Genomic DNA, 23,041 nt, shown 5'->3' with positions numbered 1-23,041 from the left:
GGAAAGCTAAAACCGGATATAATAATAGTAGCCGGAACCCTGTGGAAAGGGTTCCGGCTTTGTTGCATAGCAAGAACGGCTAAGGCTCGGCGCAAGCCGTGTTAGGTATTAATATGCTTCCACAAAGACTTCAAAGAAGCCTTTGGGATGAATACAGGCCGGGCAGAGTTCCGGCGCCTGGTCGCCTCTGTGAATGTAGCCACAGTTGTTACATTTCCATTCCACGGCGCAGTCTTTTTTCAGGACCGTTTCATTGACTAAATTGTTATACAGTTTCCTGTATCTGGCTTCGTGGTGTTTTTCCACTTCGGCTATTTTTCTGAAGACGACGGCAATGGCCGGAAAGCCTTCCTGGTCGGCAACATCGGCAAAATGAGGATACAATTCGGACCATTCCTCGTTTTCCCCGTTCGCCGCCGCCAGCAGGTTTTCCTTGGTGTCACCCCAGGCAACAGGATAATCGGCATGAATGTTCACCATCTCGCCGTTTACGCTGTCGATCAGAAACTTATAGAAACGCTTAGCGTGTTCCTTCTCGTTGTCGGCTGTTTCCGTGAACAGGTTGGCAATCTGAACATAACCTTCTTTTTTCGCTGTGGCGGCATAAAAGGTATAGCGGGTGCGGGCCTGTGACTCGCCGGCAAAGGCTTTCATCAGGTTTTCGGCAGTTTTTGTACCTTGTAATGATTTCATGACAAATCTCCTCACTTACATATTATTTTTGCAGGATCAACAAAATAACCCGGAAGGTTTTGTTCCGGCTGTTATTTGTAATCTAATAGTTACTGCAAAAACAGAGAAAATCCTGCCTCGCCGGGAAAAGTTGTTTACGTAAGCGGCCAAAGTGCAGGGCAATGTAAGCGCGGGGTACCCGGCAGGGCCAGGTTTGACGTCCGCAGGCTCTGACCGACGCAGACTGCCGGCCGGCAGGATAATGCGGCGCCGCCGCGGAAGTTGTAGGTAGACATAGTTTATTTTTATTTTACAGGAGAAAAAATGAAGTCTTTTATTGGTATTATCTGCTTGTTTTTGTTAGTTTACGCAGCAGCCTGCTATTACACCGGCTTACGTTTGTACCAATCCCTGGGTGCGATTCTGCCGGTTTACGCCGGCTATTACTGGGGCTGTTATGCACTGCTGGCCGTTACGCCTGTAATCGCCCCGCTGGCCCGGGGCCGGATTCCCCGTTGGTTATGCGGCCTGGCTGCTGTTGCCGGCAATTACTGGCTGGCTGCACTGTATTATTTAGTGATAAGCTGGGTTTTGGCGGACAGTGTGCGTTTGGCCGGCGGCTTGTTGTGGCCGGCCGCGCCGGGGCTGCCGCCAGCCTGGTTAGGCGCTGCCGTAACCGTGACGGTTGGCTGTCTGCTTGTTTACGGGGTCTGGAATGGCCGCAACCCCCGGATCTGCCGCTATGACGTGACAATCAGGAAAGCGGCGGGCCGATTGACAGGCCTGCGGGCGGTCCTGGTTGCGGATATCCATCTTGGGGTTATTGTCGGCAATGACCGCCTGGCGGCCATGGTAGATCAGGTCAACCGCCTGCAGCCGGATATTGTTTTTTTGGCCGGCGATACGATTGACGAGGATGCCGAGCTGTTTATCGGGCAGAACATGGCGGCGCTGCTGCGGCAGTTGACCCCCAGGTACGGTGTGTATGCTGTTCTGGGCAATCATGAATATCTGGGCGGGCAGGCTTTGTTGGCTGTCCAGGCTTTGGAGCAGGCCGGGGTGCAGGTGCTGCGTGACCGGTATGTAAAGGTTAATGAGCAATTTTATGTGGTGGGGCGGGATGATCCGACAGTGGCCCGGATGGAAGGGACAAAACGCCTGACCTTGCCGGCCGTTATGGCGGGAGTTGACCGGTCTTTGCCGGTGATTCTGCTGGATCATCAGCCGCAGAATCTGGACGAGGGCCAGCGGCAGGGGGTTGACCTGCAGCTGTCCGGCCATACCCATCATGGCCAGTTCTTTCCCAATAACCTGGTGACAGAACGGCTGTTTGAGCTGGACTGGGGGTATCTGCGCAAAGGCGCGTATCAGGCTATTGTTTCCTGCGGCTATGGCACCTGGGGCCCGCCCATACGGATTGGCAATCAGCCTGAGATTGTCGATATCCGGATTACATTTAAGGGGGAGTAGCGCGGCAGCCGAGAAAAAAAGCAGCCCGGACCTGAGTGGTTACAGGTCCGGGCTGTTCTTCCGGCTGCTGTTATCGCTGCAGCAGCGGCACCGTATTGGCGGCGTGAGGCATTACGGTGATCGTATAGTCTTTGCGGCCCAGCTTTTGTTCAGCAATCGCCAGGGCCTCTTCGAGGGTAGTTGCGGCAATTAGGCCGGCTTTTTCAATAAAGGCCCTGTTTTCCGGCAGGGTGACAATAATGAACGGGACTTTGCTGGCCATCAGGCCGGTTTTAAGGGCGACAAAGCCGGGGACAGTAAAGGCTTTGCGCAGCGCCAGCTCCCGGTCGTACAGTGACTCATAGTCAAACCAGCCGCTGAAGTCGGGCGGTTCCATAATGTCACGGCATTCCAGCAGGACAATGATGACACCGCCGTCCTCTTTGACGGCCATATAGGCGTTGTCGGTGGTTTTCGATCCCTGGTACAGATTGATATCTTTGGGGAAGCCGCCGGCCGATGCAATGACCAGATCGGCTTTGGCGCTAATGGGTACGCCAAAAATATCTTCCACTGTTTTGCAGCCTTCACGCCAGGCATTGTACCAGTGGCCGGCCACAAAACGGGCAAACTTGCCTTCCGGCGTGAGAACGGCATTGAGCAGGAAGGCCGGCTTAGCCATAGCCGCCATTTCGGTCATATCCTCATGCATAGGATTGCCTTCCAGTTTGCCGGAGATGCAACTGGGGCTGATGCCCTGGCCGACAACCTCATTCAGGCAGAAGCTGTGGTTGCCCTGAATGCTGGCATAGCCGGCGACACCAGGCATAATGGCCTTGCGGCCGCCGCCAAATCCGGCCATGAGGTGATAAACAATCCCCCCTGTCAGGATGACCTTATCAGCATTCACGACATGCTTGTTGATATATGTTTTCACACCACGGGTGGTTGTGCCGACATAAACGAAGTCTTCGCCGGCCGGTGCATAGCTCTGTTCAATCCGGATGCGGCCGGTTACTTCCCGGCCGTATACAAGGTTGTTTTCCTGCTCTGTGTGGTGACGGTGAGCACCCAGGCTGACAATCAGTTTAATATTGCCGTCAGGTATGCCGGCCTCATTCAGTTCATTTAACAGGGTTGGCAGAAATTGATCATATTTAATCCATTGGCGGGTAATATCGCTGGCAATGATGGCCACAGTATCGCCGGCCTGTACCACTTCGTTTAACGGGGGCGAGTCGATCGGCTGCCGGAGTGCCGCTTTGACTGCCGCCGGCACATCCTCAATCGCCGCCGCCGGTTTCCCTTCCACAACATGGATTATTTGTTCTTCAGGCAGTGCTAGTTTGACCTGGCTGTCACCAAGCCCTAAATAAAATTCTTTTAGCATGTTTTATCCCTCCAGGTAACCATATACTAGATTGCTTGCTGATTTCCTGCCAACAGGACGGGGCGCTTGGGGATTAATATTTTTGCAGGGACAGGATTGTCATACAGGCACAGCCCAGGGCGGCAATACCGACCAGGAACATCAGCCCGCCCACATAACTGCCGGTCAGGCTGATGAAAAAACCGATTAAGACCGGGGCAAAGGCTGAACCGCCATTGCTCAGGCCATTCATCATCCCAGCGCCGGCCCCGATGGCCTTGCCTGGCACAATGCGCTGGAGAATGGCCCAGGAAGAGGGCAAAGCGATGGCGACAGAGGCAATGCCGGCGGAGATCAGCAGGGCGGCGGTCAGGTTGTCGTTGGCGGTGGCGCCGAAATAAAGGCCGAGGCCTGAGCCGAGATGGGCAACGGCAATGAACGGGGCGCGGCGGCCAAGCTTGTCGGCCAGATGGCCAAAGAACAGGATGCTGACACTGCCAAGAATATAGGGCAGCGAGGCCAGGGCCCCCATTTCCGTCCAGGAGAACCCGCGGGCCGCTTTAAGGTAGGACGGCAGCCAGGCCATGGTGCCCCACCAGATACAGGCTATGCAAAAATAATTCACTGTCAGCAGCCAAAACCGGTAATTGAGCACAAAGGAGCGTATCCGTTCACCCAGGCTTTCTGTTTTAATTTGGGCTTCTTCTTCCGCCTCAATTTTTAAGGCGCTTTCGATATACTCCAGCTCGGCCGCATTGACCCGTTTATGCTGCCGCGGATGGTCGGTGACAAAAAACCAGATTAATGCCAGGGGAATAAGACCCAGGGCCCCCAGGATGAAAAAGCTGGGACGCCAGCCCCAGGTAGATACAATCCAGCTGAAAAAAGGCATAGCCAGTGCCGGACCGCCCATCAGGCCGATCAGCCAGACCCCATTGGCCTTGCCCCGTTCGTTGGGAGGGAACCAGTTTTTCACAAACGTGCTTTGCATTGGCCAGTGCATGCCTTCACCGATTCCCAGAATGATTCTGGCCACAAGCATGGTGCCAAAAGTCATTGCCCAGCCGCCGATCATAACCGAGATGGTCCACAGTAATATGGAGATAGCCATGGCTTTGCGGGGGCCGATGTAGTCGCCAAGCGGACTGAGCACGACATTGGCCACGCCATAAGCGATTAAAAATAAGGTCATTAACAGGCCCATTTGGACAGGCTGGCCTTTAATTCCCATCTCTGTGAGGAAGGTATTGTCCGCAAGTAAAACCGAGACATTTACCCTGTCCAGGTAAGCCACGAGCAAGGTGAGGAGCAGAATGGCCACTAACACTACCCGCTGTCTTGTCGGCCGCGCAGACTCCGCCGTTTGGGTTGCGGCTGTTGGTGTTGTTTGCATTTTAGATTTCCCCCTGTTTTGTTCGTTGTACAAAGATATAAGTGCCTGTTAATTATTATAGAGATTGTTTCATATACCGTCAATAGGGCGTGGGTGGTGCGAAAACAACAATATTAAACAAAACCTGTATCTGCGGCGGTGGCAAAAGCGAATCTGGGACTGAATCCCCGACCAAGGCAGGATTCTGCCCAAAAACAGGTTACATAAACGGGCGGCTGGGTGGGAAAATTAGTGGAAAAGGCAACAGGAGTTAATGGCTACATGCAAATATTAAAAGATATTTTAAGGCAGGCAACCGCCTTGCCTGACAAACCGCAGGGGGCGAGGTTCCAGGTTGTTGATACCATGGCTGCTTTCTGGCAGCATATGAACAGCATTACTATGCAGGCCAAAATATTTGAGGCCTCTTCCTTGCTGGCCCCTTTTTCGCAGACTTTGCCCGGCCCGGCTGCTTTTGCCCGCGAGGTGGAATACGGAAACCTGCTGCCGCCGGCCCGGTTTCTCTGGATTGAGGTCGTAGATGCCGAACTGCCCGCCCACCTGGGGGTTGCATTATCTTATCGGGAGCAAACGGCGCAGGCGGCGGAATGGGCGGAAAAATACGGTGTTCATCGCCCGTTCGCCTGGGTTTGCCAGGCCCGGTCCTTCATCAAGCAACGGTACCTGCAGACGCTGCCGCTCAAATGGGAGTGGCTGGAATATATCGATGAACAGGGGGAATCTGTCAGCAGTATTCTCCAGCCTGCCGCCGTTCCGCAATATGTGGATAAAGCCCTGGCGGCTGAGTTGAAAAGCGTGGCATGCATTCATCATCATCTGTGTGCCTTTATTGCCAATCTGGGGTTGTACTCAGTTGATTTGATCAACCGCGGCCAGGTGAGTGTAACTGCCCGCCCGGGCCGGCAATATTGTTATCACATACTCGAAAATAAAACAAATAACCGATACTGGACGCGGCACGTGGATTAGTGATAATATAATTACAGAATATGGAGACAAGCCAGACGCTGGTCTGGCTTCTTAATTTTGAGGTGCCAGGTGAGAGAAACCCGTTCAGTGCAAGAAAAAGTACGACAATTCCTGATTATTTTTTTACCCATATTTATTACCCAGCTGTCGTTGATGGCCACCGGTTTTTTTGATACGGTCATGTCCGGCAAGGTAAGCCATTATGATCTGGCCGGTGTTGCCATTGGCGCCAACCTGTGGATGCCTGTCTTTACCGGGCTTGGCGGGGTACTGGCCGGGCTGACGCCGATTCTGGCCCAGCACCACGGCGCTGGCCGGAAGCAGGAGATGCCGTTCCTGCTGATCCAGAGTATTTATTTGGCCCTGGCCCTGGGCGGTCTTGTCATTGCCGGCGGTTCGGCGGTGCTCGGCCCTTTGCTGGCGGCCATGAAGCTGGAACCGTCTGTCCGTGATATTGCCTATCGGTTTCTGGCCGCGCTGGCTGTCGGGGTAGTGCCTTTGTTTGCGTCGGCAGTCTGCCGGAATTTTATTGATGCTCTGGGCTATACCCGCGTCACTATGCTGATTACGCTGTGTGCGGTGCCTATTAATATTGCGCTCAACTATCTGCTGATCTTTGGCTATTACGGGTTTCCCCGGCTGGGCGGGGCCGGAGCCGGATATGCATCGGCCATAACCTACTGGTGTCTTTTCTTCATTAGTATAGGGGTTATCCATTATTTACCGCCGTTTAAGGAGTATCGCGCTTTTGCCAGCCTTCCCGGCATTTCCCTCAAGACCTGGCGTGAGCTGCTGACGGTGGGTTTGCCGATTGGCTTGGCGATATTCTGCGAAGTCAGCATTTTTGGCGTGGTGGCTCTGCTGATGGCTGAATACGGAACGGCTGTGATTGCCGCCCATCAGGCCGCCATTAATTTTGCCGGGTTAGTGTATATGGTGCCGCTGAGTATTGGAATGACCCTGACAATTGTTATCGGTTTTGAAGTCGGTGCCCGCCGGTATCATGACGCTGCGCTTTACAGCAAGCTGGGCCTTGGCATTGCGATAATAATCGCCGGTTTTTTTGCTATCGGCTTGTTTGCTTTCAACCGGCAGATTGCCGGCCTGTATACCCAGGAGCCGGGCGTGCTGGAATTGATCCGGAATTTTCTGTTCTATGCTGTTTTTTTTCAGCTGTCAGATGCCATTGCCGCACCGATTCAGGGGGCCCTGCGCGGCTATAAGGATGTGCGGGTAACCTTTTTGATGGCTGTTTTGTCTTATTGGGTCATCGGTATGCCTGTCGGCTATCTGCTGGCAAAATACACGGCCCTGACCGCGTATGGCTACTGGGTGGGGTTTATCGCCGGCCTGGCCGTAGGGGCGGCAGTTCTGCTGTTAAGGCTGATCCGGCTGCAGCGTAAAGTTACACAAGGCAGGAATTAACTGGCTTTTGTAGTATTAAGTGTAATGTGGTGCTATTGATAATTACTGCCTTTGCTTCGCTTAGGAAATGAAAAGGGGTTTATACAATGAGTGCTGTAAAATCAAATTTGCTGCTCCTGCTGGCAGCAGCCATCTGGGGGCTTGCTTTCGTAGCCCAGCGGGTGGGCATGGATCATATTGGGCCGTTTGCCTTTAACGGGATACGCTTTGTGTTAGGCAGTCTGTCGCTGCTGCCGCTGATCTACCACTTTGGCCGCAAAGCGCAGCCGCCGCGGGCCGGCGAGCCTGCCAATGCGGTGAAGGCCGGAATTCTGGCCGGTGTCGTCCTGTTTGCCGGGGCATCCCTGCAGCAAATCGGTCTTATTTATACTACAGCCGGCAAGGCGGCGTTCATTACCTGTCTTTATATTGTGTTTGTTCCCCTTCTGGGCATCTGTTTACAGCATTGCATCAGCAGGGCAACCTGGCTGGGCTCGCTGCTGGCCCTTAGCGGTTTGTACCTGTTATGTGTCAAAGAGGATTTTTCCATTGCCTATGGCGACTTCCTGGAGCTGGCCGGCGCTTTATTCTGGTCTGTGCACATTTTGCTGATTGACCATTTTGCCAACAGGGTAGATGTGTTGAAGCTGTCTCTTTACCAATTTATTACCTGCGCCCTGCTCAGCCTGGGCACGGCCTTTTATTTTGAAACAATCACCAGCGAGGGAGTGGCCGGGGCCCTCATCCCTCTGTTGTACGGCGGTATTTTTTCGGTCGGGATCGCTTACACCCTGCAGGTAGTTGGCCAGAAATACTCGCCCCCTGCCCATGCTGCCATTATACTCAGTATGGAAACCGTTTTTGCCGCTCTGGGCGGTTTTTTGCTGCTGGACGAGCGCTTAGGCGTAAGAGAGTTAGCCGGTTGCGCTTTAATGCTGGCAGGGATGCTGTCGACACAGCTGCAGGGCCTGCAGCCGGCAGGCCGGGCGGCCGCAGAAGCCGACGGCAAAACCGGCTGAACCGGGAGTGTTTAGTATGAAGGACGTTCAGTTTTACCGTGATGCCGATTTGCCGTTTTTTGAATTGAAATTATGCGACTCCAGCCGTCTTGCTTATAAAAAGCATGCCCATGAGGAGTATTCGCTTGGCCTGGTGGAGCATGGCAGCAGCACCTTTTGGTGTGCCGGCCGGCTGCTGACGGTTGGACCCCGGTCGGTAGTGCTGATTCCGGCCGGCATGGTCCATGCCTGCAATCCCCAGGCGGACAAGCCGTGGCGCTATAAAATGCTGTTTTTGGATGTGGTCTGGGTGAACCGGTTTTTTGCCGCCAGGGGCCGGCGGGCAGGCGATGGCCCGGTTGTAAAAGTTATGTCCGATAGGCAGGCCCTTAGCGTTATGGACAAGCTGGTTGCAAGCCTGATAAACCCCTCCGGCCCCCTGGAAAAAGAGGCAAGCATTGTTGCGCTGCTGGAGCAGGCAACCGATGCGGCAAGTCCGGCGCTTCCCGGCGGCAGGCTGGAAGCGTTGCCCCGGTTAACCGTTATTAAAGACTACCTGCACGCTCATTTTGCGCAAAAGATTACCCTGGCGGCCCTGGAGCAAGTCTCCGGCTGTAACCGGTTTGCCATTATCCGGGCGTTTAAGGAAGAATTTGCGGTACCGCCCCATACGTACCAGACGCTGCTGCGGATTAACTATGCGAAAAAGCAGTTGCGTCAAAACAAGCCTATGGCCGAGATCGCCTATGAAGCCGGTTTTTATGATCAAAGCCATTTTATCAGGGTTTTTAAAAGCCATACCGGCGTGACGCCGGAGAAATACCAGAAGCTGACATAGCCGGTTCTGCAATTTTTTACAATACGCCTGGCTGCTTTTTTCGCTATGCTAAAGAAAAAAAGCAGGAGGCACTATGTACAGACAACGCTTACAACTTATGACCTTACGGCATCGCCGGTATTTGCTGGCCAATCTATTGATGCTCCTGACGGTTGTGTTATGGGGCAGCTCTTTCATCAGCATAAAAATTGCTGTTGCCGAAGTGCCGCCGGTTACGCTGGCGCTTATCCGCTTTGTCATTGCCTCTGGATTGCTCTGGGGGCTGCTCAGGCGGCTTGAACCCGCGGCCAAAATAGCGAAGGCCGACCTGCCCCTGATGGCAGCGGCAGGCTGTCTGGGGATTACCCTGTATTTCTACTTTGAGAATACCGGGGTGCAGCTGACAACCGCCGTCAACGCTTCGCTGATCGTCACCGTCATCCCGATTCTTGCCATCAGCCTGGATGTGCTGTTTTTTCATGCCCCTCTGTCACCCTTGAAAGCAGTCGGTATGGCGCTTGCGATTATTGGCATGTATTTGTCCGTAACTGCCAATGGCAAGCTTGATTTCAACTCTGAACACTTTACCGGCAATCTTTTTGTCATGGGGGCAATGCTCGCCTGGACCTTTTACACGCTGGTGAACAAATCGCTGCAGAATAAATATACAGGCCTGGGTATGACCACCTTTCAAACCATGCTGGGAACCTTGTTTTTATTGCCCCTGTCCCTGTCAGAATGGGATGAATGGCGTGCATTCTCGCTCACTGCGTTTTGGCATATCCTGTTTTTGGCAGTAGGCTGTTCGGTAATCTGTTATTTATTGTATATGTATGCGTTAAAGCAGCTGGATGTGGCGATAACGACCCTGTATCTAAATTTAGTGCCTGTCGTTGGGGTTTTGGGCGGCTATTTTATCCTGGGCGAAAGCGTGCTGCCGGTCCAGCTGGCCGGCGGTGCCTTAACACTTGCTGCCATTGTGGTCATGAATCTGGACCGGACAGGGCCGGCTGCCGGCCGGGGGGGAATCCCGCCCGGCTATGAACGAACTCCTGCAAAACAAATGGAATTTCCCGGGAAATAGTCGAATTTTGCAGGGATACAACGGATGGCCGCAAGTCACCCGCGGCCGGCCTGGCATTTTAGAGACGGCGGCAATGATAATTTTTTATTTCTTATTGATAAGTAGGATTATATGGGGTATACTTAAATGAGCATATGCCCGAATGGAAGGCTGATAAAGAATGGCAAGAAGACGTTGTTGCGGTTTAATTGATGATCCCCCGCTTTGCCGGGAGTTTTCGCCCCGCCTGCCGGGCAGCGAGCAGCCGGTTGTTTTGCAGTTGGAGGAGCTGGAAGCTGTCCGCCTGAAAGATCATAAGGGCTGGGAGCAGGCTACCTGTGCTGGGGTCATGGGTTTGTCCAGGCCAACTTATCAGCGAATTTTGCAGTCTGCCAGGTATAAAATTGCCATGGCGCTGGTAGAGGGTCGGGCGATCATTATCCAGGGAGGGAACTATATTATGAAGAACAGGGTATTTGAGTGTGTTGAATGTCACCGGGTCTGGGAAGAAGCTCCCTGTACCGAGGGAGGCAAGCACGGTTACGAGCTGGCCTGCCCCCAATGCGGCAGTATGAAGAAAATGAAACTGGAAAACGGAGTAAAACAGGCCTGCGGCGGCGGCCGGCAGGAGCACAGTCAGGGAGGCTGCTGCTGTGGCGGCAGCCACGAAAACTAATAGGCAGGGAAGCGCTATTGGCAAACCCAATAGCGCTTCTGTTGTTTTTGCGCGCCGGCCGGGCTTGTTCTGGATCAGACCCGGCGACAGCAGGAATTGACCAACTTTTTACAGAATATAGTAGCTACTGATTGTATGATAAAGAGCATACTATAGGATAGAATAGGTAATGGAAAGATGAGCTCATGAAAGGAGACCCACTATGAACACTTCAATCCTTAATAAGTACGCGCAGCTTGTTGTTAAAACCGGTGTCAATATTCAACAAAGCCAGACACTTGTTATTAACTCGCCGCTCGAATGCGCGCCTTTTGCCAGGGCCATCGCCGAGGCGGCTTATCAGGCAGGGGCCAGAGAGGTTGTCATGAACTGGAAGGATGAACTGTCTGCCAAAATCAGGTTCCTCCAGGCCCCGGAAGAGATATTCGACGAGTTCCCTGACTGGCAGAAAGAGTTTTATCTCTCCTATGTCCGCCAGGGGGCTGCCTTTGTCAGTATTGCCGCGTCAGACCCGGAGCTGTTAAAAGATGTGGACCCGGACCGGGTTGTGCGGGTGCAAAAAGCCAGTAACACAGCGCTGAAAGAGTACCGCGAAAGATTGATGAGCAATAAAAATGCCTGGTGCATTGTGTCTGTGCCCACCACTGCCTGGGCGCAGAAGGTGTTCCCGGAGGCGGCTGAAGACCAGGCTGTTGAACAGCTGTGGGCTGCTATTCTGCAAGCTGTCCGGGTGGATACGGCCGACCCGGTCGCTGCCTGGCAGGCACACAGCCAGGCCCTGAAACAAAATATGAAGCGCTTAAATGATCTTAAAATCAAAGAGCTTCATTACCAGAATTCACTGGGGACAGATTTGCGGATTGAGCTGCCTGACGGCCATATCTGGCTTGGCGGCCCGGAATATACCGCCGGGGGGATCGAATTTGTCGCCAACATGCCGACCGAAGAAGTGTTCACACTGCCGAAGAAAACCGGGGTTAATGGAACGGTTGTCAGTTCCAAGCCGCTGAATTACAATGGCACGGTGATTGATAAATTTTCGCTCACCTTTAAAGAGGGGCGGATTGTTGACTGTAAGGCTGACAAAGGGCAGGCAGTATTACAGAAACTTGTGGAGACCGATGAAGGCTCCCACTATCTGGGCGAGGTGGCGCTTGTTCCTTATGATTCGCCAATCTCCAACGCCAATATTCTGTTCTACAATACCCTGTTTGACGAAAATGCCTCGTGCCATCTGGCAATCGGCAAGGCCTACCCGATCTGTATTGAAAAAGGAGTGGCCATGGACGCCGGCGAGCTGGCAGCAGCCGGTGTCAACGACTCGATCGTGCATGTTGATTTTATGATCGGAACTGCTGATCTTAACATTACGGGCATTACCGCGGCAGGAGAGTCGGTTGCGGTATTTGCGAACGGTAATTTCAGTTTCGCCTAAAGACGAAAAAAAGAACCGTCCTGGCCTTCACAATGGGTGAGGCCGGACGGTTCTTTGCTTACCGTAGTGACGAACCAAAAGCGGCGGCTGTCATGAGGTTAGGGTAAACATGCTGATTTCCGGCGGGCAGCCCAGGCGCAGGGGAAACCAGTGGCCAGCTCCTCGGCTGACATAGCCGTACACACCATTTTCCTGATACAGGCCGCCCATATAAAGATGGTTGCTAAACAGTGGCTTGCCCCCGAGGTTTATCTGACCGCCATGGGTGTGCCCGGCCAGGGTGAGCGGGATTTGCGCGGCAAAACCGTCAATAAGAAAATCAGGATGATGGGCCAGTAAAATCTTAAAGGCCCTGGCGGGAATGTTCCTGCTGGCGTCGGCAAAGCACTGCAAGCGGCGGTTGACGCTGATGTCCAGGGCCGAGCGGGTCAAATCAGAACCGGGATAGTCTACTCCCAGCAAATAAAGCGGCTGCGGCCCGGCAACAAGTAACCGGCTGTCGTTTTCCAGCAGCACGGCCCTGCTGTGCGCGATTTCGGCCCGAAACCGTTCAGGACCACGGATATATTCATGATTGCCGATGCAAAAATAAATACCATAGGGTATGAGCGGCTGGAGCCGGTCCAAGCGCTCCAAGGCCGGTTTCAGCAAGCCCAGGTCATCGGCGAAGTCCCCCGTTATGGCCAGCACGTCAGGCTTTTGTTCTGTGACCAGCCGGATCACCGTATCCAGGCGGTCCAAACTGAAATATGGCCCCAAATGGGTGTCGCTTATTTGGCCAATCTTAAAACCCTGCAGCTGAGCTGGCAAGCCGGGAATCGGCAACCGGTATTGTTGCACAAGCATTTCCGATTGGGCCTCGTATATCCCCTTGGCTCCCGTTGCCACTGAAATCAGCGGCAAGGCAGCGGCCAGGCCATGTAAAAAGCCCCGCCTTGTTATCGCCGCTTGGCCTGGAGCCGGCGCTGCCGGCTTGGTCTTGCGCAGGCTTAGGAGCCATTCGGCCGCATAACAAATTAGCTGCAGCCCCATGAGTACCAGCTGGCCAAATAACCAGGCTAAGGCCATATAGAGCAGCCAGTACAATACTTCATCGTCCGGATTCAGTGGTGATAGATTCCGCCGCCGGGTATAAATCATCACAACGACGGCTGCTGCCGTAATAAACAGATAGGTATAGCGAACTACCGGCTGGCGATAAACGGGAAACCGGCGTTTCAACAGCAAGTAATTGAGCCAGCCGGTTAGTCCGGCTGCCACCAGCAGGATGAACATCATAGTAAAAAAACGCATATATCTCCTCCAACTGCGTCATAGCGGATTTTTGACCTGCCTATACTTTTCTAGGTTCACCGCTTATATTCCTACCATTAAAAAGCGGTGATGGGGAACAGGCCGGAGCGTTTTTTTATATAAGCCCGCAGTGTAAAGGAATCAAGGGGGGCTGCGGCGAAGGATAATTTTAGCAGGTTGACACCCATTCAGGCCAAGAGGAGGGTTTTACCATCAAGAAACGATTATTATTCATGCTATTGTGCTGCTTGCTGCTGCCCGGGCCGGTGCAGGCAGAGGATCAGGCAAAAAAATCGCCGCTGGACTGGCAGATTAGTGTGCTGAAAAAACCCACAGCCGAGGAGGTGGAGCGGCAGCGCTGGTCTTATGTTTTTACCAATGATATTGGCAGGTTCGCATTTGATAATAAGTCGCTGCTCAAGGATGAGGAGGACAAGAACCTGGTTTATGTTCTGGTCAAAACCATTTTTTCGGACCCGGAGATTATCGGCAAACTGACCGAAAAGTACAAACAGCAGCTGCCGGAAAATGATAAAGTCGCCTACAGTGAGATGCAGATGGTGTTTCAGCTCAAGGAAAAACTGTATGCCGTGACCGAGAGCCGGGTATTCAGCGAACAGGGAACGTTACTGGAGGAAACCAAGAAGCCGGCTAACTTTGCCGCCGTTACACCGAAAACCTTTGCTGACTCCATGTATGATATTGCCAGGAATTATGCGCGCAATAATTAAACCAATAAAAAAGCCAGCCACGCCGGAAAAAACGGATTGCCGGGCAAAGGACAAAGACAGCTGCCTGTAGGGGAAGCTGTCTTTGCTATTGGCTAAGGTTTGGCCCAGCCGCTGGTTTTTATTTTTTATAGCCGCCTGTTTTATAGCGTGATTTACCGGCAACGGTATCTTTCCGGTGCTCGGTCTGACGGCGTTTGCCGCCAAAGGAGCGGGTCCGCAATGGTGCCTCTTCCGTAATTTTAATAGGCGTGTTGTCAGGTTCTTTGGTTAACAGCTTCAATGCCGCCGACAGCAGGGATACAGAGTCGGTTTCGGCGAGCAGCTCCTCGGCCCGGCCCCGGTAGCGTTCGAGGTTACCTTCTTCAATCTGGTTGAGCAGTTTCTCGATGGCCAGGCGCTGCTGGCCTTCGATGGCATCATTGATTGTGGGGACAGTCATACGTATGATTTTTCGCTTGGTAATACGTTCAATGGAGCGGAGCTGTTCCAGTTCGCGGGGAATGACAAAGGTGGTCGCCAGGCCGGTTTGGCCGGCCCGGCCGGTGCGGCCGACGCGGTGTACATAACTTTCCGGGTCCTGCGGGATATCAAAATTATATACATGAGTAACGCCGCTGACATCAAGGCCCCTGGCCGCAACATCTGTGGCTACTAAAATATCGATAATTCCTTCTCTGAACTGCCGGAGGACGGCATCCCGCTTGGCCTGGGTCAGGTCGCCGTGAATGCCTTCCGCCGAATAGCCGCGTTTTTTTAACGCCTCGGTCAGCTCATCCACCCGCCGCTTGGTCCGGCCAAAGACAATGGCCAGTTCGGGCGACTGGATGTCCAGGAGCCGGCAAAGCACGTCGAATTTTTGTCTGTCATGCAGTTCGTAATAATGCTGCTCAATCAGGGGAACCGTAACTTCTTTGGCTTTAGTACTGATAAGGACGGGATCTTGCAGAAATTTTTGCGCCAGATTTTGAATCTGTCTGGGCATGGTGGCCGAGAACAGCAAAGTCTGGCGAGACTCAGGGGTTGTGCTGAGGATTTTCTCAATATCCTCAATAAAACCCATATTGAGCATTTCGTCGGCTTCATCGAGAACCACCATTTTGATGTCGTTAAGCCTGATGGTGCGACGGTCCATGTGATCCATCAGCCGGCCCGGCGTGGCGACAATAATGTGCGGTTTTCTTTGCAGCGCTCTGATCTGCCGTTGGATGTCCTGCCCGCCGTAAATCGGCAGGGAGCGAATTTGTGAGAACTGGCCAAGTTTGTTCAGCTCTTCCGCAACCTGAATCGCCAATTCCCGGGTCGGGGTTAACACGATGCCCTGAATACCACCAAGGGTATTTTTCAGATTTTGCAATAAAGGAATGCCAAATGCGGCGGTTTTGCCTGTGCCGGTTTGAGCCTGTCCAACTAAATCCCGGCCTGTAAGCAAGGTGGGAATAGCCTGTTGCTGGATGGGGGTCGGTTCTTCAAAGCCCATATCAGTAAGAGCCCGAATTATCAAATCACTAATTCCTAGCTCTTTGAATTTTTCCAATGAATGTTGCCTCCTTTTATTCCTGTCTTTTACATAGTATCGCCACTAGATAACATATTGTATACGTAGGGTGTGCTGGGCAGGCAGCCTGTGAATGCCTGCCACCCCCCTGAGCATTCTTATATCAATTCCGAAGTCAGCAACTTATTCAGAGTCCGGTGCTTATCTGTAACTCAAAATCAGTTTTCGCCGCAATAAGAGACGCAACGCAATTAAATGGCATGGCTTGACTATGTTTTAAGGGTAAAGCATTACTAAATATCTATACCCTGAAAAATAATTATAACATTATATTCCAAAAAAGTATATAGATACTCTATAATATTTTTTTGGAACCTTGGCGTAATACCTGTCTGACTATGTATACCCATTAATATAAAGCAGGATATCGGCACTATTTAGCGAAAATTATCGCCTATGTGACAAAATGAACTTATTATAATTTTTCATTATCTTTGTTGGGGGGGAGCCGTATGTCAGATATATTACTGACTAATGAGGAACAATGTGCCGGCTGTAACAAATGCATTGCCAAATGTCCGGTAAATGCCAATATTGCCTATGCTGTTGGCGGACAGAATAAGGTCAGGGTCGATCAGGCCAGGTGTATTCACTGTGGGGAGTGTATCGATGTCTGTGACCACCAGGCCCGGGACTTCGCTGATGATACGGAAAGGTTTTTTGACGATCTCAAGCAGGGCGGTAAAATTTCCGTGATTGCCGCTCCGGCCGTGCGGTTTCATTTTGCCTATAAACAGTTGTTTGGCTACCTAAAATCGCTGGGGGTCAATGTCGTCTATGATGTGTCCTTTGGGGCAGATATAACTACCTGGGCTTATTTAAAGGCCATCAAAGAGCAGCAGCTTGATTCTGTCATTGCCCAGCCCTGCCCGGCGATTGTTAACTATGTTGCGAAGTATAAACCGGAATTGATATCCCGGCTGGCGCCTATTCACAGCCCGATGCTGTGTACGGCCGTTTATCTCAGGCAATATGCCGGGATTAAAGATAAGCTGGCCTTTTTATCGCCCTGTATCGGCAAGCTGGATGAGATTAATGAAACCACTACCCAGGGGCTTGTTGCGTATAATGTTACCTTTAGGAAACTGGAGGAATATATTGTGCGCAATCAGGTTGTTTTGTCCCAGTACCCGGAGGCTGATTTTGACGGCGACACCTGCGGGATCGGTCTTACTTTCAGCCGACCGGGCGGGTTGCGGGAGAATGTCGAGCACCACACCGGCGACGGCGGCATCTGGATCCGGCAGGTGGAAGGGCCGCAGCACGCCTACGGCTATCTTGAGGAATACGCCCGGCGGGTGGAGGCCGGCAAGCCGCTGCCCCTGCTGGTTGATATTCTTAACTGCCTGAATGGCTGCAATAAAGGAACAGGCACGACCAAGGATATCCCTATTGACGACATCGATTATCTAATGAACAGGCTGAAAACGGCCAAGGTTAAGGAGCAGAGTAAAAAGACATTTTATAAGAAGGTATATGCCTTATTTGCTAAATTTGATAAAGAGCTCAGGCTCAGCGACTTTACCCGCACATATCAGGACGAGTCAGGACGTGTTAAGGTTCCGGACTCGTCCGCTGCAGTCCTTATGCCCGTATTTGCCAAGCTGCATAAGACAACAGACGAATCGCAGAATATAAACTGTTATGCCTGCGGTTTCGGCAACTGCCGGAGTTTTGCCCAGGCTGTTGCCAATGGGTTCAATCATCCGGATAATTGTATTGATTATAACCGGCGGGAACTGGCGCTGGAACACCAGGCGGCAATCGGCAAGAACCGGGAGATTGAGGAAATGATGGCAGCAGTGAAAGGCCTGAGTGAGGAGCGGTCGGCCGCGGCCAGCCGTCTGGAGGAACGGGTGAGGGATATAAACAGCGCCATTCAGGAGGTTTCTCTCGGCAGCAGCGAGAATGCCAGAAGCATTGAGGCCATTAACCTGGAGGTGCTGTCTTTGCTGCAGACTGCCAGTGAACTCCGGGACAGTGTACGCGAGGTGGAGGCCAAGCTGCAGCACTTTACCCAGGCTTCGGCGGAGATTGTCGGTATTGCCGGCCAGACGAACCTGCTGTCCCTGAATGCGGCTATTGAAGCGGCCCGGGCCGGCGAGCATGGCAAAGGGTTTGCGGTGGTCGCCAACGAGGTGCGCCTTCTGGCAGACAAGTCCAAAGCTACGGTGGCTTCCACGCAAGCCAGCGTGGATTCGATTGCCGGGCAGATCGAAGCCATTTTTAGTATCTCCGATAGCCTGGAAACAAAGATGGATACGGTAAGTTCGGAAATTACCAGCATTTCGGCCACCATTCAGGAGGTTACGGCAAAATGCCAGGAAATAGCGGCAACAGCCGACAGCCTGGTAAATAAAAACTAACAGCCGATGAACAGGCCGCAGTCCGGAGAGGACTGCGGCCTGTTGGTTAGGTGAGTACCTTGACCAGGGAGAAAATTCAGGTTAGGCTGGGAGATATTTTCGTCCTGCCAGGCCAGGCCGCTGACTGCATCATAACGATCGGCGGTACTGAGCCGGTAGGCAATGGTTTCCTGGTGCCTGTGCGGGCCGTGCACATCGGACTATGTAAGGCGACGGCAACGAAGCAGGGCGGGAAAAGATCCGCAAGCTGAACAAGGTTTTGATCCAGTCAAGGTACTAAAGGCTTAACAGCTTGTCGAATCGTTATCGCAGAAGCAGAAAAACAACAACAGGATAATGATAATAATAATTGAACACGAATTACTGCCTTTGCCAAACCCACTCATTGAGTAGTCCCCCTCTTAATCTATTACGCTTAACCAGCGCTGATTTGTTGCATTGTATGCAAGTGGGGCTGATTTGGTTAAAGGTGTTGCTGTCTTTGGAGGAAATATTCTGCTGAACCAAGAAGATAAGGGGATAATAGATGGGGGAGGCGAGTAACTGGTGTTGCATTACCGGCTTGACGAGAGGCCGCCGCTCCTGGCAGCAGGCCTTATTTCGCTGCAGTGGTTTTTGGTCGTTGTTCCTTATATTATTATCCTTGGCACCATTGCCGCCGGTATTCATAGCCCGGGCGCGGCCGGCGTCCAGTTAACGTATTTGCCAAAGGTCTTTTTTGCAACCGGGGCAACGATGCTGGCTCAGGTTTGGCTGGGGCACCGCCTGCCGCTGGTTGTGGGGCCGGCAGCCGTGCTGTTAAGCGGACTGATAGCCAGTCAGGGACACGCAACCGGTGATGCGGCTTACTTTTCAATTGCCGTCTGCGGCCTGCTGCTGACTATTCTGAGCGGTTTGCGGCTGCTCAACCGCATCAGCGCTCTCTTTACGCCCCGGGTCGTGGGCGTCGTTTTATTGCTGATTGCCTTTACGATGCTGCCGGCGATTTTAAATCTAATCCTCGCCGGCGGGAATAATCCGTTTTCGCAGCTGGTCTTTGCCCTGCTGATGATTCTGGCCTTGATCACCGGTCAGCGGTTTTTACCGGCAGCGCTGAAATCAACCCTGGTGATTTGGGCCCTGATTCTGGGCAGCCTGGCTTATTATGCCTTTGTGGCCGGTGAATGGCCGCAGCCCCGGCTGCCGCCGGCAGTGGGCGGCGGGGGGCTTGCAGTGGTAAGTCCGAGTTTTGATCCTGTTGTTATCCTGTCTTTTTTATTTTGCTTTTTGGCCCTGACGGCTAATGATCTGGGGTCGATTCAGAGTACGGCCGCTCTGCTTGCTGCCGGCGATCTGGAAAAACGCACCAACGCGGGCCTGGCCGTAACCGGTCTGGGCAATGTGCTTGCCGGCTGCCTGGGGGTTATCGGTCCGGTTAATTATTCTTTCAGCAGCGGGGTTATCCTTGCCACCGGCTGTGCATCCCGTCTGCCGGTGGCGGTTGCTGCACTGGCCATGATCCTGCTGGCTTTTACGCCGGGCATTATCGGCATATTCTCGTACATACCGCCTGTGGTTACAGGCAGTTTGCTGTTTTACACCATGTGTTCCCAAGTAGCGGGCGGCCTGTTGATGTTAGACAGCCATGCCGGGACCGGCGGTATGGAGACCGGGCTGCTGCTGGGATTCTCGCTGATGCTGGGAACCTTGGTAGCTTTTTTGCCCGGCCCGGTGGTTGCCGGTATCCCCGCGCTGATCAGGCCGCTGTTGACAAATGGCTTTGTCGTTGGCGTAGCGGCGGCATTAATCCTTGAACATCTGGTCTATCGAAAGGAGGGTAATAATTGATGGCAAAACTGACTGACATTGCCGGTATTGAGATTGGTCACGCCCAGGATTTTACCGCCGCCACCGGCTGTACCGTGATCCTGTGCCGGCAGGGAGCGGTGGCCGGGGTTGATGTGCGGGGCGGCGCTCCCGGTACACGGGAAACAGATGTGTTGAATCCTGTAAATATGGTTGACAAGGTGCAGGCGGTGCTGCTGGCCGGCGGCAGCGCTTTCGGTCTGGACGCCGCGGCCGGGGTTATGCAGTATCTGGAGGAACAGGGGGCCGGGTTTGATGTTGGCGTAACCAAAGTGCCGATTGTGGCCGGTGCGGTCCTGTTTGACCTGACTTGCGGCGATTACCGGATCAGACCGGACAAAGCCATGGGCTATGCCGCCTGTCTGGCGGCGGGGCCGGTGGTGCCTGAAGGGTCTGTTGGCGCCGGTACGGGGGCAACGGTAGGCAAGGTGTATGGCATCGGACAGGCTATGAAAGGCGGGATCGGCGCCTGCTGTCTGACGGCCGGGACGCTGCTGGTGGGGGCGATTGTGGCTGTAAACTGCCTCGGCGATGTTATTAATCCGGCGGACGGCAAAATTCTGGCCGGCGCTTGCAGCGAGGAGCCGTTTCAATTCCTTAACTGTGAGCAGGGGCTGATTGACCGATATGAACAGCAAGCCGGCCTGTTTACCGGCAATACAACAATCGGGGCCGTAGTGACCAATGCGGTTTTAACAAAAAGCCAGGCAAACAAGGTGGCCTCTATGGCCCATAATGGTTATGCCCGGACGATTCGCCCGGCCCATACTCTCTTGGACGGGGATACCATTTTTACGCTGGCTACCGGCCAGACGGCAGCCAATGTCAATGCCGTCGGCATCCTGGCCGCCCAGGCTGTTGAACAGGCGGTCATCCGGGCCGTAACCCAGGCGGCGCCGCTGGCCGGTTTTACGTGCTGCCGCGATTTGCCCGCTCATTACCGCTGTTAATGATTGTGAGATAATGCAAAAAAGCAATGCGCTTGCCCGGCAAGCTCATTGCTTTTTGCTCATTATAAATGTAGTACAATGTACCGGCCCGTGCCATCAACCGTGTTGCTGGACAAAACGCCCGATTCTGTTCAGGGCTTCCGTAAGATTGCCGATGGAGGAGGCATAAGAGCAGCGGATAAAGCCTTCACCGCTGCTCCCGAACGCATCGCCGGGAACAACCGCTACTTTTTCCGACAACAGGAGTTGTTCGGCAAATTGCATGGAGCTCAGGCCGGTCTCTTTAATGGAAGGGAAGATATAGAAGGCGCCTTTCGGCTCAAAACAGGTCAGACCAATATTCTGCAGCCCTGCCCGCATAAGCTGGCGGCGGCAGTTATACTCGGCCACCATTTTCTCCATTTTGTCTTTACCGTGGCGAAGTGCTTCGATGGCCCCCAACTGGGCGGTAATTGGCGCGCACAGCATGGTATACTGGTGAATCTTATTCATGGCGGCGATAAAGTCGGGATTGGATAAGGCATAGCCGATCCGCCAGCCGGTCATGGCGTAGGCTTTGGAAAAGCCGTTTAAGAGGATTGTGCGGTCACGCATGGCCGGCAGGCTGGCAAAACAGGTATGGACTCCCTCGTAGGTCAGGTCGGCATAGATCTCATCAGAAATAACAATCAAATCATGTTCTTCAGCAAACCGGGCAATTGCCGCCAGTTCTTGCTGGGGCATAATGGCCCCTGTCGGGTTATTGGGATAACCGATCAACAAGGCCTTGGTGCGGGGCGTGACCAGTTTTTCCAATTGCCCGGGAGTGACGCGAAATTCATGGTCAATGGTTGTTGGCACCGGCACCGGCACACCGCCTGCCAGCATCACACAGGCTTGATACGATACATAACAGGGTTCCGGGATCAGCACCTCATCGCCGGGACTAAGCAGGGCCCGGACGGCCAGATCCAGCGCTTCGCTGACGCCTACGGTGACCAGGACCTCCTGACGGGGGTCATAAATTACGTTGTAATTCGTATAAATGGTGTGGGCAATGGCTTCCCTGAGCTCTAACAGGCCATAATTTGAGGTGTAGGTTGTATAGCCCTTATGCAGTCCATGGACGCAGCTCTCACGGATATGCCAGGGGGTGATAAAGTCGGGTTCGCCAACACCGAGCGAGATAACCCCTTTCATTTCGGCGGCGATATCGAAGAACCGTCTGATCCCTGAGGGAGGGACGGCTTTAACGGCCGGTGACAGGCGGTCGGCCCAGCTCATGGCGACACCACCAGCCGGCGGTCGTCTTCCCGGTCTTCAATGATAACACCGGCATATTTATAGCGTTTTAACATAAAATGGGTCGTTGTGCTGATAACACCATCAATTGTCGACAGTTTGGTGGCCACAAACTGGGAAACCTCTTTCAGGGTGTGGCCTTCGACCATGACACTCAAATCATAAGCGCCTGACATGAGATACAGGGTGACTACCTCGGGAAACCGGCAGATGCGTTCGGCTATGGCATCAAAGCCAACCTCCCGCTGGGGGGTAATGCGTACGTCAATAATGGCGGTTACCCTGTCTTCGCCGACCTGCTCCCAATTGATGATCGGCTGGTATTTGACAATGACTTTTTCGGCTTCCAGCTGTTTAATCTGAGCGGCGACCTCGTCTGGGGAACGGCGGAGCAGGGCTGCAAGCTGTTCCAGCGGCTGGGTACAGTCTTTTTCCAGTAAATCCAGTAACTCTTTCATGAATAGATAGCCTCCTCAAGGTGTAATAAAAATAAAAAATCCCGTCCTTAGAAAAGGACGGGATCATAGTTCCCGCGGTACCACCTAGATTAGCCGGCAAGCGGCTCGCTCTGACCTGTTAACGCCAGGCAACGGTAGCACTTACTAAATTCAGCCTACAGCTCAAGGGTGGCTTTCCCAAAATAGCTTCCGCCGGTTTTCACCCTAGCCGGCTCTCTGGAGGGTAAGACTGTTTTGGTACTGTCCCTGTCATCACATGCTGCATTATTAATTTTGTAATTATAGTATCACAAAAAATAATGCAAGGCAAGTCACTG

General features: G+C 53.1%; 20 protein-coding genes and 1 other annotated feature. Of the genes, 13 read left to right on the top strand and 7 right to left on the bottom strand.

The genetic code is table 11. From position 1 onward, the window contains the following. Positions 1-108: 108 nt before the first annotated feature. Positions 109-693, bottom strand: a complete 585-nt coding sequence (rbr, locus tag ACZ481_RS21875) for a rubrerythrin (protein ID WP_464767446.1) — start codon at positions 691-693, stop codon at positions 109-111. 303 nt (positions 694-996) lie between these two features. Between rbr and ACZ481_RS21870 the strand changes: the two genes are divergently transcribed. After that, positions 997-2,142, top strand: a complete 1,146-nt coding sequence (locus tag ACZ481_RS21870; protein ID WP_464767445.1) for a metallophosphoesterase — start codon at positions 997-999, stop codon at positions 2,140-2,142. A gap of 70 nt (positions 2,143-2,212) precedes the next feature. On the opposite strand, the gene larAH10 is transcribed toward ACZ481_RS21870, so the two are convergent. Continuing rightward, on the bottom strand, positions 2,213-3,511 hold the full coding sequence (gene larAH10, locus ACZ481_RS21865) for an NPN-dependent 2-hydroxyacid racemase, LarAH10 family (protein WP_464767444.1): 1,299 nt from the start codon (positions 3,509-3,511) through the stop codon (positions 2,213-2,215). Between the two features lie 73 nt (positions 3,512-3,584). Then, positions 3,585-4,883 carry an MFS transporter gene (locus ACZ481_RS21860; protein WP_464767443.1) on the bottom strand — a complete coding sequence of 433 codons (1,299 nt, stop codon included), beginning with the start codon at positions 4,881-4,883 and terminating at the stop codon, positions 3,585-3,587. 261 nt (positions 4,884-5,144) lie between these two features. Here ACZ481_RS21860 and ACZ481_RS21855 point away from each other — a divergent pair, with 261 nt between their 5' ends. From ACZ481_RS21855 to ACZ481_RS21825, 7 genes are all read left to right on the top strand, one after another. Beyond that, the gene (locus ACZ481_RS21855; protein WP_464767442.1) at positions 5,145-5,852 is read left to right on the top strand and encodes a hypothetical protein; all 708 of its coding nucleotides are present in this window, start codon (positions 5,145-5,147) and stop codon (positions 5,850-5,852) included. A gap of 87 nt (positions 5,853-5,939) precedes the next feature. After that, the gene (locus ACZ481_RS21850; protein WP_464767441.1) at positions 5,940-7,277 is read left to right on the top strand and encodes an MATE family efflux transporter; all 1,338 of its coding nucleotides are present in this window, start codon (positions 5,940-5,942) and stop codon (positions 7,275-7,277) included. An 86-nt stretch (positions 7,278-7,363) separates the two neighbouring features. Next, positions 7,364-8,275, top strand: a complete 912-nt coding sequence (locus ACZ481_RS21845) for a DMT family transporter (RefSeq protein WP_464767440.1) — start codon at positions 7,364-7,366, stop codon at positions 8,273-8,275. A 16-nt stretch (positions 8,276-8,291) separates the two neighbouring features. Then, the gene (locus tag ACZ481_RS21840; RefSeq protein ID WP_464767439.1) at positions 8,292-9,092 is read left to right on the top strand and encodes a helix-turn-helix domain-containing protein; all 801 of its coding nucleotides are present in this window, start codon (positions 8,292-8,294) and stop codon (positions 9,090-9,092) included. Positions 9,093-9,165: 73 nt separating this feature from the next. Beyond that, entirely contained in the window at positions 9,166-10,155 is a 990-nt protein-coding gene (locus tag ACZ481_RS21835; RefSeq protein WP_464767438.1) for a DMT family transporter, read from the top strand. A 160-nt stretch (positions 10,156-10,315) separates the two neighbouring features. Continuing rightward, positions 10,316-10,810: a DUF134 domain-containing protein gene (locus tag ACZ481_RS21830; RefSeq protein ID WP_464767437.1), complete on the top strand. Its 495-nt coding sequence runs from the start codon at positions 10,316-10,318 to the stop codon at positions 10,808-10,810. Between the two features lie 202 nt (positions 10,811-11,012). Then, positions 11,013-12,245, top strand: a complete 1,233-nt coding sequence (locus ACZ481_RS21825; RefSeq protein ID WP_464767436.1) for an aminopeptidase — start codon at positions 11,013-11,015, stop codon at positions 12,243-12,245. Positions 12,246-12,335: 90 nt separating this feature from the next. Here the strand turns inward: ACZ481_RS21825 and ACZ481_RS21820 are convergent, their stop codons facing one another. Continuing rightward, positions 12,336-13,538: a metallophosphoesterase gene (locus ACZ481_RS21820; protein ID WP_464767435.1), complete on the bottom strand. Its 1,203-nt coding sequence runs from the start codon at positions 13,536-13,538 to the stop codon at positions 12,336-12,338. Positions 13,539-13,771: 233 nt separating this feature from the next. On the opposite strand from ACZ481_RS21820, the gene ACZ481_RS21815 reads away from it, so the two are divergent. Next, positions 13,772-14,269 carry a hypothetical protein gene (locus tag ACZ481_RS21815; protein ID WP_464767434.1) on the top strand — a complete coding sequence of 166 codons (498 nt, stop codon included), beginning with the start codon at positions 13,772-13,774 and terminating at the stop codon, positions 14,267-14,269. A gap of 118 nt (positions 14,270-14,387) precedes the next feature. Here ACZ481_RS21815 and ACZ481_RS21810 read toward each other — a convergent pair whose 3' ends face one another. Then, entirely contained in the window at positions 14,388-15,803 is a 1,416-nt protein-coding gene (locus tag ACZ481_RS21810) for a DEAD/DEAH box helicase (protein ID WP_464767433.1), read from the bottom strand. Positions 15,804-16,276: 473 nt separating this feature from the next. Between ACZ481_RS21810 and ACZ481_RS21805 the strand changes: the two genes are divergently transcribed. The 4 genes from ACZ481_RS21805 (at position 16,277) to ACZ481_RS21790 (ending at position 20,985) form a co-directional block, all read left to right on the top strand. After that, complete coding sequence (locus ACZ481_RS21805) at positions 16,277-18,190, top strand: [Fe-Fe] hydrogenase large subunit C-terminal domain-containing protein (RefSeq protein WP_464767432.1); 1,914 nt, start codon at positions 16,277-16,279, stop codon at positions 18,188-18,190. A 50-nt stretch (positions 18,191-18,240) separates the two neighbouring features. Beyond that, positions 18,241-18,441 (top strand): hypothetical protein, encoded by a 201-nt coding sequence (locus ACZ481_RS21800; protein ID WP_464767431.1) that lies wholly within the window; start codon positions 18,241-18,243, stop codon positions 18,439-18,441. Between the two features lie 295 nt (positions 18,442-18,736). Next, entirely contained in the window at positions 18,737-20,017 is a 1,281-nt protein-coding gene (locus ACZ481_RS21795; protein WP_464767430.1) for a uracil-xanthine permease family protein, read from the top strand. Then, a complete protein-coding gene (locus ACZ481_RS21790; protein ID WP_464767429.1) occupies positions 20,017-20,985 on the top strand; it encodes a P1 family peptidase in 969 nt (322 codons plus the stop codon). The genes ACZ481_RS21795 and ACZ481_RS21790 overlap by 1 nt, the downstream gene beginning before the upstream one ends. 96 nt (positions 20,986-21,081) lie before the next feature. Here the strand turns inward: ACZ481_RS21790 and ACZ481_RS21785 are convergent, their stop codons facing one another. Together ACZ481_RS21785 and ACZ481_RS21780 are read right to left on the bottom strand one after the other, a co-directional pair. Then, entirely contained in the window at positions 21,082-22,248 is a 1,167-nt protein-coding gene (locus tag ACZ481_RS21785; RefSeq protein ID WP_464767428.1) for an aminotransferase class I/II-fold pyridoxal phosphate-dependent enzyme, read from the bottom strand. Beyond that, a complete protein-coding gene (locus ACZ481_RS21780) occupies positions 22,245-22,724 on the bottom strand; it encodes an Lrp/AsnC family transcriptional regulator (protein ID WP_464767427.1) in 480 nt (159 codons plus the stop codon). Before ACZ481_RS21780 ends, ACZ481_RS21785 begins: the two co-directional genes overlap by 4 nt. 50 nt (positions 22,725-22,774) lie before the next feature. Further along, positions 22,775-22,986: a binding site (T-box leader), on the bottom strand. Between the last annotated feature and the right edge of the window lie 55 nt (positions 22,987-23,041).

It is taken from the genome of Sporomusa intestinalis (assembly GCF_055383785.1).
This window is presented reverse-complemented; position numbering and strand designations above follow the sequence as displayed.